Source organism: Proteiniphilum sp., from assembly GCF_034927365.1.
Classification (GTDB): Bacteria; Bacteroidota; Bacteroidia; order Bacteroidales; family Dysgonomonadaceae; genus Proteiniphilum.
In genome coordinates, this window is sequence record NZ_JAYFQD010000015.1 from 74,654 (window position 1) to 92,546 (window position 17,893).

10 protein-coding genes are annotated in these 17,893 nt (G+C 41.6%); all 10 read right to left on the minus strand.

What is annotated here, in order from left to right:
• Window positions 1-16: 16 nt before the first annotated feature.
• Window positions 17-2,494, minus strand: coding sequence for a hypothetical protein (locus VB073_RS11870; protein WP_323404395.1), 2,478 nt, complete (start codon window positions 2,492-2,494; stop codon window positions 17-19).
• A 68-nt stretch (window positions 2,495-2,562) separates the two neighbouring features.
• Entirely contained in the window at window positions 2,563-2,802 is a 240-nt protein-coding gene (locus VB073_RS11875) for a hypothetical protein (RefSeq protein WP_323404396.1), read from the minus strand.
• A gap of 86 nt (window positions 2,803-2,888) precedes the next feature.
• The gene (locus VB073_RS11880) at window positions 2,889-5,993 is read right to left on the minus strand and encodes a glycoside hydrolase family 2 TIM barrel-domain containing protein (RefSeq protein WP_323404397.1); all 3,105 of its coding nucleotides are present in this window, start codon (window positions 5,991-5,993) and stop codon (window positions 2,889-2,891) included.
• A 149-nt stretch (window positions 5,994-6,142) separates the two neighbouring features.
• Window positions 6,143-7,249 carry a DUF4998 domain-containing protein gene (locus tag VB073_RS11885; RefSeq protein WP_323404398.1) on the minus strand — a complete coding sequence of 369 codons (1,107 nt, stop codon included), beginning with the start codon at window positions 7,247-7,249 and terminating at the stop codon, window positions 6,143-6,145.
• Window positions 7,250-7,276: 27 nt separating this feature from the next.
• Complete coding sequence (locus tag VB073_RS11890; protein WP_323404399.1) at window positions 7,277-8,536, minus strand: DUF5000 domain-containing lipoprotein; 1,260 nt, start codon at window positions 8,534-8,536, stop codon at window positions 7,277-7,279.
• Between the two features lie 42 nt (window positions 8,537-8,578).
• Window positions 8,579-10,513, minus strand: a complete 1,935-nt coding sequence (locus VB073_RS11895) for a RagB/SusD family nutrient uptake outer membrane protein (RefSeq protein ID WP_323404400.1) — start codon at window positions 10,511-10,513, stop codon at window positions 8,579-8,581.
• A gap of 14 nt (window positions 10,514-10,527) precedes the next feature.
• The gene (locus tag VB073_RS11900; RefSeq protein WP_323404401.1) at window positions 10,528-13,965 is read right to left on the minus strand and encodes a TonB-dependent receptor; all 3,438 of its coding nucleotides are present in this window, start codon (window positions 13,963-13,965) and stop codon (window positions 10,528-10,530) included.
• Window positions 13,966-14,155: 190 nt separating this feature from the next.
• Window positions 14,156-15,130 (minus strand): FecR family protein, encoded by a 975-nt coding sequence (locus VB073_RS11905; RefSeq protein ID WP_323404402.1) that lies wholly within the window; start codon window positions 15,128-15,130, stop codon window positions 14,156-14,158.
• Window positions 15,131-15,301: 171 nt separating this feature from the next.
• Window positions 15,302-15,925, minus strand: coding sequence for an RNA polymerase sigma-70 factor (locus VB073_RS11910; RefSeq protein ID WP_323404403.1), 624 nt, complete (start codon window positions 15,923-15,925; stop codon window positions 15,302-15,304).
• A gap of 125 nt (window positions 15,926-16,050) precedes the next feature.
• A complete protein-coding gene (locus tag VB073_RS11915) occupies window positions 16,051-17,841 on the minus strand; it encodes an FAD-dependent oxidoreductase (protein ID WP_323404404.1) in 1,791 nt (596 codons plus the stop codon).
• Between the last annotated feature and the right edge of the window lie 52 nt (window positions 17,842-17,893).

The following is a 17,893-nucleotide window of genomic DNA, read 5'->3' on the forward strand; positions in this document are numbered from 1 at the left end:
TAATAATTTGTATAGTTTATTTATATTCCAACCAGGTGGTTACATTTGTATCGGCATCGGAAGTAAACCGGATCCAGCGAGCCTGGAAAGAAACAGGGAATTGGTGGCGTTGTTTCTGTCCCGGTTGTACAGTATATACTGCGTATTCCATCCAATCACCGTTTCCAGTAGGATCTACTTCTACGGAGATTGTCACCGCATCTTTAGAAGTATGCGATAAAGTCAGTTCGCGTTGATCATAAAATCCGATCAGATAAGGATCGGAAGGAATGTTGGCTTTCACGTCTGTTTCTACCCATGGGCCACCCTTTCCGGTCGGCTTCCCTAATTTCCACAAGTCATCAATGACACCAGCCCATACGGCAGCCTTACCATCCTCCGAAACAATGATATGCGGGTTTTTCTTCCCCTTTTCCGGCACAATACCAGTCAGAATAAGCATTCCACGATAGGATGCATAATCGTTGATACGGTAACGATGGGTAGCTACCGGTCGAATCTTGGCATACCCGTCCGCATTTTCCGCCGGTAATTCGTAGAAGGTACCATGGCAATTGAACAAATCCCTTTCAGTAGCCACTTCCCTGCAAATGCGTAACTCTCCTTTATTAGTCAGTGTACTGTAAGCATCATCTCCCAGAGGTAATCTCCACCGTCGGTTTTTATCATCGACTACCAGAACCGAACCATTTCCTATCTCCACTACCTGTTGGGGTATGACAAACCGTTCACGGATAAAGTCGGCTGTAGCAACGTCCTCTTTGCGTTCCAGTTTGAGTTCCTCTCTCATTTCATAATATCCTGTCTCCGTTGTTTTCCCTCCGGAGGTCACATTGGCAAGTATACCGAGTGCACGGCGGTTATCACCCAAGCCATACAATAAACCTCCCTTATTCGATGACGACCGCACATCTGCCAACCCCTTGAAAATTGCATCCGGAGAAGTATTCCTTGTATCATTGCTCCTGTATGCGAAAGTCAAGGTTAGGGTTGACTGTTTGTCGGGTTTGGCACGGACCCACTCTCCTGTTTCAGATGGATTGAAATCGATAGATGTTGATTCTCCAGCAGTCAGTTCTATACTTCTGAGCGTGCTCCATTGATCATTCCCGGCCTTATCCACCTCATAGGTCACAATTATGGGCGTTGTCCCTTCATTCTTTATCCAACTGCTACGATACGGCCAACCGGCAAACAGGAACGGTTCGGAATATTCATTGGCACCGACCGTTTCTCTGGCCCAGACGGCCCCTACTGCGGTAGCAGGTCCCAACTGATCGAGCATGGATACCGGCGTAAACCAGAGGTTTGAATTAGATTGGCCGGGACCCTCAATATTACCTTTAGCTTTACGTTTGTTCAGGAATTCTTTCTGGGCTGAGTCATCGCATCCAAAGACCAACTGATCCTCCCATCTTGTAAAATCACCGATCACCTTCAGGTAAGCTGAACGGGGACGGACACCCGCACTATTTGCAGCCGTAAATGTACCCGGAAAACTCCAAAACATACCATGCATCGTCATCAAATAATCCGGTTCTCCTTCCGTGCCTATGTCACGAATACGTGGCCACTCTGTATTCCATCCATGGGCACCGTCATAACTATGGCTTGCTTTGGGCAACCGATAAAAGTACCATCCTCTCACCGCATCCCGCACACCAAGCAACAATGACTTGTGATCCCAGCCGGTCGCCCATATCGGATCGGTTTCCGGATGCGGGTTCCCATATATCCCTCCGGGACCGGTTACCTCTACAAACTGGTTACGGCGTACCAATTTCCACTCTTTTCCATCCCACTCTGAAAGGGAACCCGCCTGTACATCGAACTTATGCTTGGCTTGCTCTGTGGCTTCCCCATTATTGGAATAAACCATTACTCCCTGCCCCGAATAGAGCCCTTTTCCATGTGCGCCTGGTAATAATGCCGCCTCCTGGTCCATTTCACCGGGCTTTCGGTTGACATTCCCATCACGAAACAACTCTTTCACTTCCAGCGAATTGACATCCACCTCATAAAATCCCTCTTCCATCGTGCCATAATAGATTTTATGGGTAGGATCGGTCAAATGTCGGGCATTACCCGTATGCCTTCCCGGCATCATCTTATAGGAGATTATACGCACTTCTCCTTCCGCATCAATAGCATAAGGACCGATGAAGAGTTGGTTGCTTTCCTTATGGATCATACGATTGGCAGGGGTTCCTCCGATACTCTTGTCCCACACAATTTGCTGTAAACCGGGGGTTACCTGATATAACTTATCGGACGAACCGAAAGGCAAGTGAGGACCGTAGGTTATCACCCATAAACTACCAGCCCAGGGAACCACCGCCCCGGTACCACATTCACCTTCATTATTATAGTAGGCTAAATGGGGATAGACTCCGCTGATACTAAGTTTATCTACAGAAGTCATTTCCTTTGAAGTCTTACAAGAAAGCAACAACAACAATAAAGAAACCAGAAAAAGATAGCATGAATTTTTCATCTTTTTAAAATATTTGATATATAACTTTTATTCCCTCTCGGTACTGATTCTAATCAACGGCCTCTCCTTTAAGGTTTGCCCTTCATCATACTTTTGATTATTGGGAAGTCATTTCTTCCCGATAAATGAACTCGGATTTCAGAACTATTATTTCCGCCCAATACGGGACGATCATTTAGATCCATGAATTGCTGGTCTACAACCCATCCTCCTTTCTCCCGAAAACTTTCAGCTTCCACAAGAAGACTTGTGGCGTTCAGTTGCAGGGGAATTAGCAACAAAAGCAAGGAAAAATTTATACTCTTCATATCCCTTTCACTTATACTCCAGTCAGGCTGTTTATCTTGTGTCAACGCTGACTACAAAGCAGATATATTCAGTTATCCCTTTTGCATTACTCCTTCCAAATCGGTATGATTGTAAACTCGAATTCATAGTCCTTGTATGGAAGACGGTATTTATCTAATGGCAATGCACCCCAACTATTGATTCCCCCCACTCCCATCTGTTTATAATCTATGGTAAGCGTGGTTATATCACGCATCCTTAACAAACCACCATGCGTCTGTGCTGGCAACTCACCGATTCCCCCATCCAGATCCTCCTGAAAGCATGGCAAGGAGGACGCGGAAAATGCAGAGGGTGCTGTCACGCGCACACCCACCCCGTCCATATCCGTCAACTTCCACCAGCGAACATCGCTTTTTGTTCCCGTCTCCTGTGGACGGACATAGGGAAAGAACTGTTCTCTCACCCCTTGACGGTAGATCCCGAGCGAGGCAGACGATTTACGGTCCATATAATTCTCCCACGGGCCACGTCCATAATATTCGATACGTGAATATTTTTCCGGCAGGACCGTCTGCATCCCAAAACGGAACAGAGGGGGCATTTCTTTATAGCTGTCATCCACATCCAGTGATTCGATCACACGGATATTACCATTATAATCAATAATATAGTACATTAAAAGGGAGGCATGGAGATCTTTCAACTCATAGTTTGCCTTTACAACGACCCTATTCTCTTCATAGCCGGCAGAAATATCCTTCAGTGACATCTCCGGATCACGCCATAACTTCAGTTTCTGATGCAATCTGGCACCATAATCGTTATCAGTCGGTGCACGCCAGAAGTTGGGTTTCAACGGATATTCCCGGTTAATCAGTTCCTTCCCTTTTACGATCAGGTACTCTATCCACCCTGTTTGTTTTCCGATCATCACCGTGGAATGCACACTCCTTATCTCGTAATGTACCAGATCCTCATAAAATTCCGGTTGTTGTTCCGATCCGTCAGATACGACCTCAGTAAAATCATACGGGCGAACTTCCAACTGCTCATAGGCCAGACGATGTCCTGCCGGAAGTGTCTGTTTCGCACGGGTGAGTTTAAAGGAGAGGTTCAATAGTATCTCGCCTTGGGGGGGAATATCCGACGCAGTGTAATCCAGTTTCACTCTCATCTTTTCCTGCGGGGCAACGACAAGATCAGGAACTACACCTCCAAGATAGGGTTTTCCATCGCAGAGGAGTTCCCATTCCAGATAACAATCCGAAAGATCGGTGAAAAAATTTTCATTATAAATCTCGATAACACCTTCATCGAGGTTGGTGGGGGTTACCCATATCGACTGGTATATCTTGCGCACCTCATAGGCATGTGGATTATATGTACGGTCAGCGGTCAGTATTCCGTTGGAATTAAAATTCTGCTTTGAAGGTTGATAGCGCCCGTAATCCCCTCCGTATGTATAGTACATCCTCCCCTCCGCATCATATTCGCGGTATCCTGTATCCACGAAATCCCAGATAAAACCTCCTCCCAGACAGGGATATTGACGGAACAGATCCCAGTAGTCCTTGAAGTTGCCCATCGAATTGCCCATGGCATGTGCATATTCGCAAAGGACAAACGGTCGGGGATCATCTCCACGGGCATAGGCTTCCACATCCTTTGGAGAGTTATACATAGGAACAACGAGATCTGTATTCCATTCTCGACCGGCACGTTCATATTGCACCGGACGGCTGGGGTCGTATTCCTTCACCAACCTGTACGCCTTTTCGAAGTTGGGGCCATTACCCGCTTCGTTGCCGAGCGACCAGATAATAATTGAAGGATGATTCTTGAAGGCCCGTACCATACGTTCGTTACGTTCAAGGTGACCTTTCTCGAACCGGGTATCCCTGGCCAGCGTCCGCTCGCCGAAACCCATTCCGTGCGTTTCCAGATTCGCCTCGCTCACCACGTACAGGCCATACTTATCGCATAACTCATAGAAATAGGGATCATTGGGATAATGGCTCGTTCGTACGGCGTTGATGTTCAATTCCTTCATCATGCGCACATCCTCCTCCATCCGATCGCGTGTAACATAATAGCTTGTTTCCGGATCTGTTTCATGCCGGTTAACACCCTTGATCAGAATCGCTTTTCCGTTTACCAGAAGCTGGCGGTCGCAGATCTCCACCTTTCGGAAACCCACCTTCCGGGGGATTACCTCAAGAACTTTACCCTTTGCATCTCGTAGGGTGAGAAGAAGGATATAAAGATTCGGTTCTTCGGCACTCCACTTTTTCGGAGAAGCGATTTCCAGTATGTGGTGCACACGACCCTTTGAATCAGAATTATACCTGAAAGAGTCTATCTGTTTCCCCTCTGCATCCAAAAGCTCTCCTATTAAGTCCGAATTTCCTTTCCCTTTTATATCTACCTTTATATCAAGTACTCCGTCCCGATAACCGTTCACAAGATCAGGTGTCATAAAAATATCCTCTATATGTTGATTATTACGCGTATAAAGTATCACATCCCGACTTATACCCGCCACGCGCCACATATCCTGATCCTCAAGCCAGGTACCATCACTCCAGCGATAAACCTGCATGGCAATCAGATTATCTTTACCGTATTCTACATAGGGAGTGATTTCGAATTCTGCTGCCATACGACTGTCTTCACTATAACCTACAAAACGGCCGTTTACCCATAGATAGACATTCGAAGTGACCGCTCCAATGGAGAGGAAGATCTTCAGTCCCCGCCATGAGGAGGGAATTGTAATCATACGGCGGTATGAACCCACCGCATTGTTTTTTATCTCCACACCCGGAGGGTTCAACACTACCTGATTAAACCACGGATAGGAATTGCTCTTATAGACCGGGACTCCGTAATCATTGCGTTCCCAGATACCGGGAACCGGGAAATCCACCCAATGCTTGTCATCGAAGGTTGTTTTATAGAAGTCGACAGGCCTCTTATCCTGATCCTGCACCCAGTTAAACTTCCACATTCCGTTGAGTAGAAGCCAATTTCCACTATTCTCCTTATCTTCACGCATAGCAGACTCCCGGTCGGGATATGAAAAGAACGTGGCACGGGTATTCAACCTGTTTATCTGATTCACATCCGGATCGTTCCATTCTGTATAATTTTGGGCATAGACAACTATTATTCCTGAAAGAAAAAGATTTAGCAGAAATATTTTTTTCATCTTTTCATTTGTATATTAGAATTCTCAAAAATAAGAATAATATAACTACCTATTATATCCGATCAATCTTTTTTAAAAATATCAGATCCCTCAAATTTAATACAAAAACCAGAGGGATCTGAATGCATTACTTACTATTTACAAAAAAATCAAAATTTCGCATACACTCCAAACTCCATCAGTCGCACCATATTTTTCGGGTATACGGGAACGAATAATCTTACCTTATCGGTTACCACCGGTTCGGTAAAAACCAGTTCATATATTTCACCCAGATAATTTTCCACTTTCGTAATATCTACCCATTCTCCATTTTTATATATCTGGAATGTGAAATTGGGTAGTAAAAACTCATTGTATAAATGTTTATGTACCTTAAAGGAATATAGACTATATTCTTTGCCCAGGTCCACTTCAATCCAATGTTCCAATCCCTCGCCCGCAACAGTAATCCATCTGGAAGCAGATGAAACTATGCCATCTACAGCCATACTTCCAACATAACTATCATTCAAAATACTGCTGGTTCTTACTGGTTTATGTAAAGCCACATTTTGCAGGATGGTCAATGATGCAGAAGCAGTAAAAAAAGTATCAATAGCTATAGGTTCAGGCAGGAACATAGTCCTGTAAGATACCCCTTTTTCCACGTTCACATCATTCAATACAGTTTTCAAGCCCATCTCCTCATTTGTATAGCGAACCACATTCTTTTCTTCTTCCGTGAAGTAGGTCATCTCAACCCCAATCTCTTTGGAAGAAGAGGGTTCCCCCCAATTTATAATTACCTGCTGCTCATCGGAATTATAATCGATACTTCTTATAAACCGGTCACTTAACGTTGAGGAAAACTGTTGTCCATATACATTTCCCAACCGTTCAAAGACGATTGATCTTAAATTCTCCCCGTCACTTGACACTAACTGAAAAGTATAGTTCCCTTCTGCCATAACACTCTCTTTATCCCCAATTAGCACATCTATAGAATCAGTTGATTGATGAGCAGGAATTGGAACAATAAGTGAATCCTCCATTTGATTCCAATAAATAATCAACTCCTTTGCCCGCATATCCGTAATCCAGTAACGTAAAAGGAATCGATTTTCACCGGGTAAGACTCTTGCAGAATCAACCCGCCCAATATACATTATTTCACCTTCCTGCAAATAAAAGTCATGCTTATCATTCATATCAGAGCAAGCAAGAACCGTAAATAGAGAAATAAGTATGATTGATAAATATTTTTTCTGTTTCATAGCGCATTCCTATATTAAAATGATCAATTAATCGTTAATCTGTCCCCAGAATGTCAATTCGCCTATAAACGAACTATTGGAATCGGTCCAACTTCGAAGGGTCCGCACCCGGATATACCGTACAGAAGGAACTTCCAACGGAAATTCAAACTCTTCTCCGTTTCTGGCCAAAGCTAAGTCCTCTGTGGATAAATTGGCAAATGCTGTTGCATCCGGACCTGAAGGTTTTTCTGACGTGCAGCTCAACAATAACTCCCATCCATCCCACGAGCAGGGATCTCCATTAGCGACCACTGGATCATTGGTTCCCCATATTTCAAGCTCTTTGGGATGATGCAGGTTAAAATACCAGTTATTTCTTCCCCAGAATTTAAATCTTGACAAATTGGTGTTGACACCCAAATCTATCGTGAAAAATGTTCTGGTAGGAGTAGTCGTATTTAGATAGTAGACGTCTGTATTGTCCACAATAGTCTGACCATCCCATAACTTTGTAATTGGCCCTCCCCACTGAGAAAGGGTAAACGAAGAACACAACGTCATCCCTCTCCATAATTTCTTATCCAATTCCGATTCATACCATGGAGTGAGCATCTTAAAAAGAGTATCTGTATAGTTATTATAAATATCCCTGATAAATATGCCAAACTCCGTCTCCTCGCTTTTCAAACCGCGTATCGCCCCCACTCCTTTGGGTACAGTAGTATAAAAATTTTCTATTGATGTAAAGGAATTCTCTTCATTTTTGAGAAGAATGCCTACTACGATACTCTCCTTTTCAGGATTATCCCAGGTAAGCTTAATTCCACCAAAGGCGGCAACTACCGAAAGACTCTCATAAACATCAAAAATAGGAGAGCTCAACGGTTCTATTTCCACCTCTACAGGGGCGGATTCATTTTGACTCCTGTCAATAGTGATCAAACGAACGGTCGTTTTTGCAGATTTTGAAAATCCTTTAATTGTCAACTCATTGACGAATGCAGATGCCAATTTCTCTTTCTGTTCACCATTAGGGAGTCTATACTGCGCTTTCACATAGAGCAGATCTTTATCTCCCGGCAAATCATACTTTATGGTAGCTCCTCCTTTTAAATTTGTGACAACAGGGTTAGAAACTTTTTGTGGAGGTATACCATCTATCGGATACTGTCCGATATATTCTTCCTTGCAAGAGGTAAGAATGACCGAACATACCAACCATGATAAAAGTAATAACTTACCCAGGACAGAAGCCCGTTCCTTTTGTAAGGAAGTGACATTAAAAATTATACTGTTCTTTATCATATTCTCTTTCATTTTCTTATATCGTTACATACATTGAAAAAATTATTTCCAATAGGGATTCTGTATCAGGTTGGTATTGACCCTGAGATTGTGTTGCCTTATTGGAAAAAGATAATCTTTTGTCGAAAATTCCGGGGTATAAAGTACCCTCACGGTATTGTGTTCTACAGGAGTGGTTCCTTCCGGATTCAATCCCCTTATCGGCTGGTTTAGCCATATATGGGCTGTCTTCCACCTGCGAATATCCCAGAAACGTTTCCCTTCAAATGCCAATTCTATCATCCGTTCATGTTGTATGATCTCCCTCATTGCTTCTTTGCTGGACGGTTTGGAAGGATATCTTGAATAGTTTTGCCAACTCTCAACAACCCCCTTTAGACCGGCTCTTTCACGCACGAAGTCGATATAATGATACACCTCTTCGGTAGGACTGTCTAAAGATTCATTCAAAGCCTCACTATACAGCAAATATAAGTCGGCCAAACGGATAATCGGAAAAGTGGAACGTACTACAACCACAGACGAGGACGAAGTGCTCACACTTTCAAAATGGCTGGTTTTCCTTGCCCAATATCCCGAAAGAGAATATCTTAAATTAGATGCTTTCCCCTGTGGTTCACCTTTTTTTGTACGGATTACCCAGGATTGTTCGTTGGCAGGACCATCCCCTACATCCCTAAAACGTCCGTTTCCAAACCAGATTGCTCCATCAAATGCCAGGTTGGCGTAAAAACGTGTTTCTCTTCCGATATTGAGTTTTGCTGTTTCATAACCGGGCTGGATATAGTATTTATGATCTGCCGGTGCAGATTCGGTTTGAAATCTATTGCCATACTCAAATTGAATATCTTCTTCTATCGGCACTCCATTTTTGGTGTAAAAGAGTTCTGCCATTCTCAATGTCGGGCACATAAATGGATTTGTAGGTGTCCACTGTGCTTGCTCCATAAAGAAAAACGGAGTAGTCCCTCTCTGATAATCATACATAGTTAATTTAGCGGCTGTCCAGATAATTTCCTTATTCCACTTATCTGTCACTACATGCCGGAGAGACATCAATCGTTTTGTGGAATCGGATATGTTCGTCTGTTTTGTGAACTCATATAGATCATGTCCACCCAATAAACAGGCATCAATGGCATCTTTACAAGCGTCCGCGGCTTTCACCCATTTATCGCGGCTATATTCCTGGGAAAAAAGTGCTACCCCCCTATTATCCTTGAAAGATCTATAATCGGGATTTCCATTGAACAGGGGACTTGCTGCCATTACCAGAATCTCGGCTTTCAACGACAAGGCGATAGGCCGGGTAATTCTCCCCAGTTCAGCACTTACATTCATAATCTGTATCGGTAAATCGGGAACTGCTTCATCCAATAAACTGACAATATATTCTATTCCTTCATCAAAAGGATCCCTATAAACCCGCACTTCTTCAATTCCTGCCGAGATGGGTATATTTTCCTTGACAATGGGAACCGGACCGTACATCCGCATCAAACAGTAATGATAATAAGCCTTTAAAAATTTCACCTCTGCAATCCATCGTTTTGCTTCTTCCTGGCTAAGATCGTTACCCACTTTATGAATATTTTCCAGGAATACATTGCAATCGCGTATTGCCCTGTAACATGCTCTACCGCCATTAAGACCATCCCAGAAATTAAATAACGGTTCATTAGAGTTTAACTCTCCCTTTTTTAATTTCAGTCCGGCATAATTTGTAGTAGTACCATTATAAGTCTGGTCTTCTATTGCCCACCATTCATCACTACCCAATATGGCCGGATCACCGGCGGGTGTGGCTAAATTGGGAAGATAAGTATAACAGGTTGCCAGATATTTCTCGGCACTGGTTCTATCCAAAAATGCATGATCAATGGTCGGCACGTTATCAGGAACGACATCCAAATAATTTTCACACGCAAAAATGAATGTAAAGAGAGAAATGACTATGATATATTTTAACTTTTTCATCGTGCATTTTTTTATTAAAATGAAATTTGAAGTCCCACATTCAATACCTTTTGAATGGGATAACCCAGCCCATTACCCGCCATCTCGGGATCCCAAAGTTTAAATTTACTAAAAGTCAGCAAATTAGTACCTGAAAAATACAAACGTAGATTTTTCACATTGGCACGTCCAACAAATTCTTTCGGCAAAGTATATCCGAACTCAAGCGATTTTAACCTCAGGAAAGATCCATCCCTCATAAACCATGTACTGGTCTGCGTATTATTGGAAATATGCCTGTCAGCTAATCTCGGCCACAACGCATAAATATCGGGATTATTATCAGAAAAATGTTGATCGGCATACGCTTGTAATAAGGCATTCTTAGAGGCAATATTTGAATTTCCATCAGTGTCAATAAAGGGAGCTGTCTCATAAGCGTCTATCCAGAACGACTCTCTTGCTAGTCCCTGAAAGAAACAAGATAAGTCAAAATTCTTAAATCCGGTAGAAATACCGAATCCATAAATAATTTCAGGTTGCGTAGGATAACCGATAGGGATCCTGTCCAACGAATTGATCTCTCCATCTTTATTGACATCTCTGTATTTGATATCTCCTCCCATATACTCTCCAAAAGTTTGACGCGGAGAATTGATCACTTCATAATCATCCACAAATAACCGTTCAGCTATATATCCCCATGTCTGCGAGATGGGTTGGCCTATTCTGGAGAGCCAGGGAGTCAATGTATTATCCACCTCTTCATACACTCTGTATTTTGCCGTTGCATAAGTAAAATTAGCCCGTCCGGTAATCCATAAATCTTTATTGATAGAGTATTGATAATCGGCAGAAAGATCAATTCCACTTCCATTGGCTTCTCCCACGTTGGTGCGCGGTGTTGCCTGTAATCCCATGGAAGTGGGGATATCTGCCCTGGCCATTAGGATATTCGACCTATGTTCGGTATAATAGTCCAGTTGAATATCTAACTTATTAAATAAACCGATTTCGATACCCGTATTCAACTTCCTGGATATTTCCCAGGTAATCTTGTCATTTGCATACCGGGATGTGGCTACTCCATTCACCGTATAGTCAAAATTTTCTCCCCAGGTAAAGTTTCTTCCCGCATCATTCAAATTGACTTCGGACAAATAGAAAAAACGGTCAGTTATTTCTCCTATTGCATCGTTTCCCGACAGACCATAAGTAGCTTTCAACTTAAGATTATTGATAGTTTTACGGATATCATCTCCCCAAAAATTTTCGTTAGAGACAATCCATGCAGCCCCTACAGAAGGAAAGAATCCGAATCTTTCGTTCCTTGAAAATCTTTCCGATCCGTTATATCCAAAATTAAATTCAGTGAAATAACGGCTATCATAGGAATAAGTAAACCTACCCGATAGACCCAGATTTCTTGAAGGAAGCGATAACGTCAAAGTGGAGGCATTGGGTTTGATGGCGTTTCTCATAGTGCCAACCAATAAACCACTTACTGAATGCTTATCAAATACCCGATCATAATTAATAGCTCCTTCCATATAGGTGGTGGAGGTAATCTCTTTCGGGCCCTCGTTATAACTGAGCCATTCTGTCCCCTCTTGTGGGTTTAATCGTGTCAACATATAAGTATCGGCACGTTTATCATAGCTGGATACTGAATACCAGAAAGGGTTATAAAAGCGGTTAACGTCAAAATAAGAATATCTGGTCGTATTAAAAAGTCCACGCAAATTCAACCCCTCTGTGATAAATTCAAGCTTTTGCTTTAATTCAAATTGAGCAAGTACCAACGATTTGGCATAGTCTTTATACCCTTTTACCATATCGGCATAAGGATTAATGTACTGCCCTTGATCATAATTACCGAAAAGGGTATGAGTCACATGTCGATATTGTTCATCCGGAGCGAAATAGGCAGGGAAAAGAACCGGATCGGATCGCATTACTTTCTTATATAAAGCCGTTCCACCGTCAATAGGCCCGGAATAATCATCAAAAGTTCCGTGTAACCGGACAATAGTCTCAGTGGTTGGCGTTATATTAATGTTAATATTTGATCTTAAGAGATATCTCTTCAAGTCGATATTATTATTAAAGTTATTGTTCCTATCTACATTCAAACTCCCATTGTCCTGATTGAACGTCCCTGCAATATAATATTTGGCAATATTACCTCCTCCACTGACATTAAAGTTGGCGCGATGATTGACTGTCTGATCCTTAAAGAGCATACCATACCAATCATTTGCAGGATAAACATAAGGGTTAACGCCTGCTCTCGTATTATCGATTTTTTCATACGAGTAGGGTACAGCCTGTAACGGGTTTCTTGCCGTAACCGCCTCATTGTTCAGTATCATATAGGTAACGGGATCGGCAAGATCGACCTTTGAAGTCGGGCTTGATATAGATGTCTCGTAACGAAATGAAATCTGCGCTTTTCCTTCCCGACCCTCTTTCGTGGTAACCATAATCACACCATTAGCTCCACGTGCTCCATATAATGCAGTAGCCGCGGCATCCTTCATGATAGAGAAACTGGCAATATCATCAGGTTGAAGACGTGCCAAATCTGAAGAAGACATCTCCACGCCATCAATAAGAATAAGTGGCCCACGGGCATAAGAAAATGAAGTCACCCCCCTCACGAAGAAACTGGCATCATCTTCTCCGGGCTCTCCACTCCGTTGATAAGAAATCAATCCAGAAATCTTTCCTGCCAAGGCGGTGGTAAGATTACTACTGGGTATTTTCAAGTCACCCGGTTTTACTGTCGAGATGGAAGATAATACACTCTCCTTTTTTTGCTTACCGAAAGCAACAACGGTAACTTCAGCCAGTTCGTCTATTTTTTCTTTCATAACGACATTTATTGTTGTGTTGTTTCCAACTTTGACTTTCTGGGTTTCTAATCCTACAAATGAAAATGCCAACTCATCGTTTTGATTTACCTCAATAGAATAATAGCCATTGATATCAGAAATTACGCCCTTGACCAAGCTTACTACTGTAATAGTAACTCCTGGTAAAGGAACTCCTCCCTCATCGGTCACCTGGCCCTTTACCAGAATAGCGTTGCCGCCGACTTGCTTAGCCGGAGTATTATCTCTCTCAGATTTCTTATACACAACGGATATAGTGTTGTTTGTACGTTGGAAATAAAGGTTCGTTTTCGCCGTTATTCTATCCAGTATATCCTGAATAGTAACATTTTCCATATCCAATGTAATATTTGGCGCATTGTCTACAATATCCTGATCATAAAAAAATTTGTAACCTGTCATTGTGCTGATTTGCTGGAATACTTCGCGAACAGGTCGATTTTGGACATTGAGTGTAAGATTATTGTCTTTGGTGTTTTGCCCGTAAACAGGGGCAATCACAACAAAAAACAAAAGCATCATCTTAAGAAAATTAGGAAAAGATTGAATTTGTTTTTTTAATTGATCGGTGATTTTCATACATTTGTCCTGTTTAATGTTTTTTAAACAAAATTTTTAACAGATAACTCCTTATCATGCGAATTTGCAAATTGATCAATGATGGAGTTACCACTTTCTATCGAACACTTCTTACAAAATGCTCTTATTGTCTCTATTTTATCTGTCTGGTAATATTTTCATAGGCGTATTTTTTGGATTAGAATGTATATTATTTATAAAAAATTATTTGATTTCCTGTCCTCATGTACTTGATTCCACTTGTATATTTGATTGATTGCAATACAGATTCGAGGCTCTGATTGTCATGTTCGCCCGAGATAAGATTATTAAATACTTGTCCTTCTTTAAATACTATATGACATCCATATATCCTTTCCAACTCCCTTGCTATATCACGAATGGGTGTGCGGTCAAAGTAGAGTCCTCCCTTCATCCATACAAAAGAATATTCATCTTCTCGGATTTCCTTGATAATTTCTCCTGTCCGGGTATTCAAGGTTACTTTTTCTTTCTGCCCTAATACAAAAGAAGCTCCAGAGAATGATACCTGTACACGACCATCATTTACCGTCACTGATACAGTCTCATCTTCATCATACGCTTTTACATTAAAGGCTGTACCCAATACCTGCACATCAAAGCGTGCTGTTTCTACTATGAAAGGAACTTTATCTTTTTTCACTTCAAAATAGGCTTCTCCCGAAAGTCTTATCCGCCGATTATTTTTACCGAAATTCTCAGGATAACTGATATCTGTACATGAATTCAACATTGCCCGGCTATTATCCGAAAACACTAAACGCCTTTTCTCTCCATAAGTAGTTTCCGAATAGATCAGAGAAGATGTTTCCGTTGTTTTTATATAACGAAATATATACACAGATAATAGGAATACTGACACCATTGCGGCAATATATGCCGTAATCCGACGGAACCGGATCTTTCTCTTCTTTTCAATATGCTCTAGCAGTTGACGGGCTTCCTGTTTATACAACTGATAATTCACCGTATCACTATTTCCTCTCAATTGACTCTCTGCTTCCAACTCCAGTATTATAGTATCTATCAGGATATCATTTCCCGGATCTTTCACATCACTGAAAAAACGCTCTGCTTCTTCTTTTGTATAAAGATTTGTAAAGAAGCGTCTGATTATTATCTCCTTTTCACTTTTGTTACTCATAAATATTTTATAACATCAACTGGAAAATTACGTGTTCTTCTTACAAAGATTGTAAGATATCCATTCCTGTCTTGTACTAATTATAACTTTAGAAAAAATTTCGTTTCTAATCTTTCCTCTGTTATATTAATACACAAACAGTATAAATAGCTGGGGGCAGGTTAACTTATTTTAAGTATTTAAACAGATAAGGATAAGCAGTAGAGTTACCAGATAATCCGGATATTTCCTTAGAAAATGCTTTATTGATCTTAGAGAGATTGAAATATGCTCTTGTACCGTAAATACCGAAATATCCAGTGCATCTGCAATTTCTTTATGGGTCATCTGTTCATTTCGACTCATTTCAAATATCTGACGTTGTCGTGGAGTCAGTTTTTCCAATGCTCTATCAAGAATAATCTCCAATTCATTCAACTGAATGTATTGATTGGTAACATCGGAATAGTCAATAGCATTAGAGAGGATGTATGTTTTAAGTTTTCGATCGTTTTCAATTTCTCTTAAAGCATTGAGAATTCTGTTTTTTACAATAGTATAAAGATAAGAGGAAAATGTCTTTTCGGGGTCAAGGAAGCGACGACTCTGCCAAATAACACTAAATGCGTCCTGATAAATGTCCTCAGCAAATTCAGTTGATTTAACAAATTTCATGGCAAAATACAACAACTGCTGTTTATATTTTGCATACAATTCGCAAAATGCTTCCTGATCATTATTGATGAGACGAACAACCAAATCCTTATCATTCGCAATAGTATTCACCTCTGCTACAAATCTTTTCTCCGCTAACATTTCAAAAGGGTAAAAGAGATTAAAATAAAGAATTATTCACTTGTGTACGTACAAAGATAAATAAAATATAAAAGGAGAGCAAATTATTTTCTAAAAAAAATTAAGATATTCTTCGCATGGATGTTTCAGTCAATACCCCCTGACTGCACAAGTTGAAGCAATTCATCCAAATATTCTTCATAGATACCTCTCGGCAAAACATTCCTTTTAAGGCAAAGGTAAGACGCCAGTCCTACGACCTCTCCCATCATGCCGGTGCACCGCTGCACCCTGACAGTGCCTAAGGCAATATGGGTTACACTGATATTTCTTCCCGCCATAAACAGGTTAGGCACATTGCGGGAATAAAGGCAACGATAAGGGAAGGTATATACGTCCTGTTGTTTAAAGGGATGTTCCGCATAGGCAATGAATTCCATTCCGGGAAATCGTTTGGAATTTTCGGGATGTGGATAATGCAGATCTATTCCCCACGTAGTAGTTACCACAGCATCAGGATAATCCACTTTTTTGACAATATCCTGCTCTGTCAGGATAAGATCCCCTAACAACCGATATGACTCCCTTTTCCCTGTTACATGTTGCAGTTCTGACAAACGGTAATGAGAAAAACGTTCTTTTTTAAAAGTTTTCAAAAAAGACCAGTTACTATAAACAGCACACAAATTCAAGTCACGAATCTCTTCCGCCTGATCTACTGTGTGCAAATTATTAAAACCACTCTCCCAGTCCCATCGTGATTGGGTAATTGGAAAATGGTAATCTTCTGAAAAGCGAAACATCCACGTTTCCACAGGAAAATCGGAAGAAATATTCTCCCTCACGCTCCTCCATTGATTGGAAGATCCCATCACCAGGTTATCGGCCGTTGCGGGAGCGGAAGTCTCCCCGGTTTCCATCTCCGCCTCCCTTCCATAACGATGATCAGCTCCTGCCAGTATCCCGACAGAGGCATCTCCCGTGCAATCAGCAAAGAGTTCTCCCTCAATTATAAATTTCTCTAATGTTTCTAGGTTAAGTGCACCAACAGCCTTGATTTTACCTTCCTGGATCTCTACCCTATTTACATGCAAATTGGTAAAGAGGGTTATATTCGGTTCGTTTAGTACAATATCTTGTCTTGTCCCGTCCCGGTAGAAATGTCCTACACCACCTACACCGGCTTCGTAATTATCGATTTCCCTTACAATTCTCCCTAACGATCTGTATTTATTTTTAAATGTGCTTCCGTCGGTGGATACCCTGACTTCCGAGCTGCTATTACCACCTAATACCGGTCTGTTTTGCACCAACGCAACCTTTACTCCCAATCGGGCAGCCTGTACCGCTGCGCAAATACCGGCGACACCACCACCCACCACTACAAGATCGAATCGTCCCAGCATTTGAGGTTGAGAAGAAACTGATATATTACTGTATCTCAGTCTTTCAATATCTGTCAATGAGTCAGGTAATGATACTTTTTTTCTGGAAAAACATATAATATCACATCTTCCTTCGAATCCTGTCAAATCCTGTAAAGATACTCGGACTCTCCTCTTTCCAATGTTAACCGTTCCACCATAAGCCCAATGCCAATTCTTAATTCCATCTGCACCAAACACTGGGCCATACGCTACATCAGCTATCAATACTTTAAATTTTCCCGGTCCCTTCGTATCGGTGGGAACCCAATCTTTGGTTCTTACCCAAAAATGATACTCTCCTGTCTCCGGGAATTCCACTATCGTATGGGCGTCCTCCACTGGTAGGCCGAGCCCATGTGCCATCAAATAAGGGGATCCCATCTGATCGACAAATTGAGACTCGTTTATCCACCCACCTTTATGGTCAAATAATTCAGTCTCAACCCACACGAGTTGACCATACATCAATGAAGAAATAAGCAGAAAGGATATAATATAAAAGCTCTTCATAGAAAATATTTTTGTTTGATGAATTGAACTACTACATATACAAGTGAACAAC

Excerpts from the sequence above, each read along its gene's own strand:
- VB073_RS11870 (WP_323404395.1), bottom strand. The coding sequence starts at position 2,494 with ATGAAAAATTCATGCTATCTTTTTCTGGTTTCTTTATTGTTGTTGTTG.
- VB073_RS11875 (WP_323404396.1), bottom strand. The coding sequence starts at position 2,802 with ATGAAGAGTATAAATTTTTCCTTGCTTTTGTTGCTAATTCCCCTGCAA.
- VB073_RS11880 (WP_323404397.1), bottom strand. The coding sequence starts at position 5,993 with ATGAAAAAAATATTTCTGCTAAATCTTTTTCTTTCAGGAATAATAGTT.
- VB073_RS11885 (WP_323404398.1), bottom strand. The coding sequence starts at position 7,249 with ATGAAACAGAAAAAATATTTATCAATCATACTTATTTCTCTATTTACG.
- VB073_RS11890 (WP_323404399.1), bottom strand. The coding sequence starts at position 8,536 with ATGATAAAGAACAGTATAATTTTTAATGTCACTTCCTTACAAAAGGAA.
- VB073_RS11895 (WP_323404400.1), bottom strand. The coding sequence starts at position 10,513 with ATGAAAAAGTTAAAATATATCATAGTCATTTCTCTCTTTACATTCATT.
- VB073_RS11900 (WP_323404401.1), bottom strand. The coding sequence starts at position 13,965 with ATGAAAATCACCGATCAATTAAAAAAACAAATTCAATCTTTTCCTAAT.
- VB073_RS11905 (WP_323404402.1), bottom strand. The coding sequence starts at position 15,130 with ATGAGTAACAAAAGTGAAAAGGAGATAATAATCAGACGCTTCTTTACA.
- VB073_RS11910 (WP_323404403.1), bottom strand. The coding sequence starts at position 15,925 with ATGTTAGCGGAGAAAAGATTTGTAGCAGAGGTGAATACTATTGCGAAT.
- VB073_RS11915 (WP_323404404.1), bottom strand. The coding sequence starts at position 17,841 with ATGAAGAGCTTTTATATTATATCCTTTCTGCTTATTTCTTCATTGATG.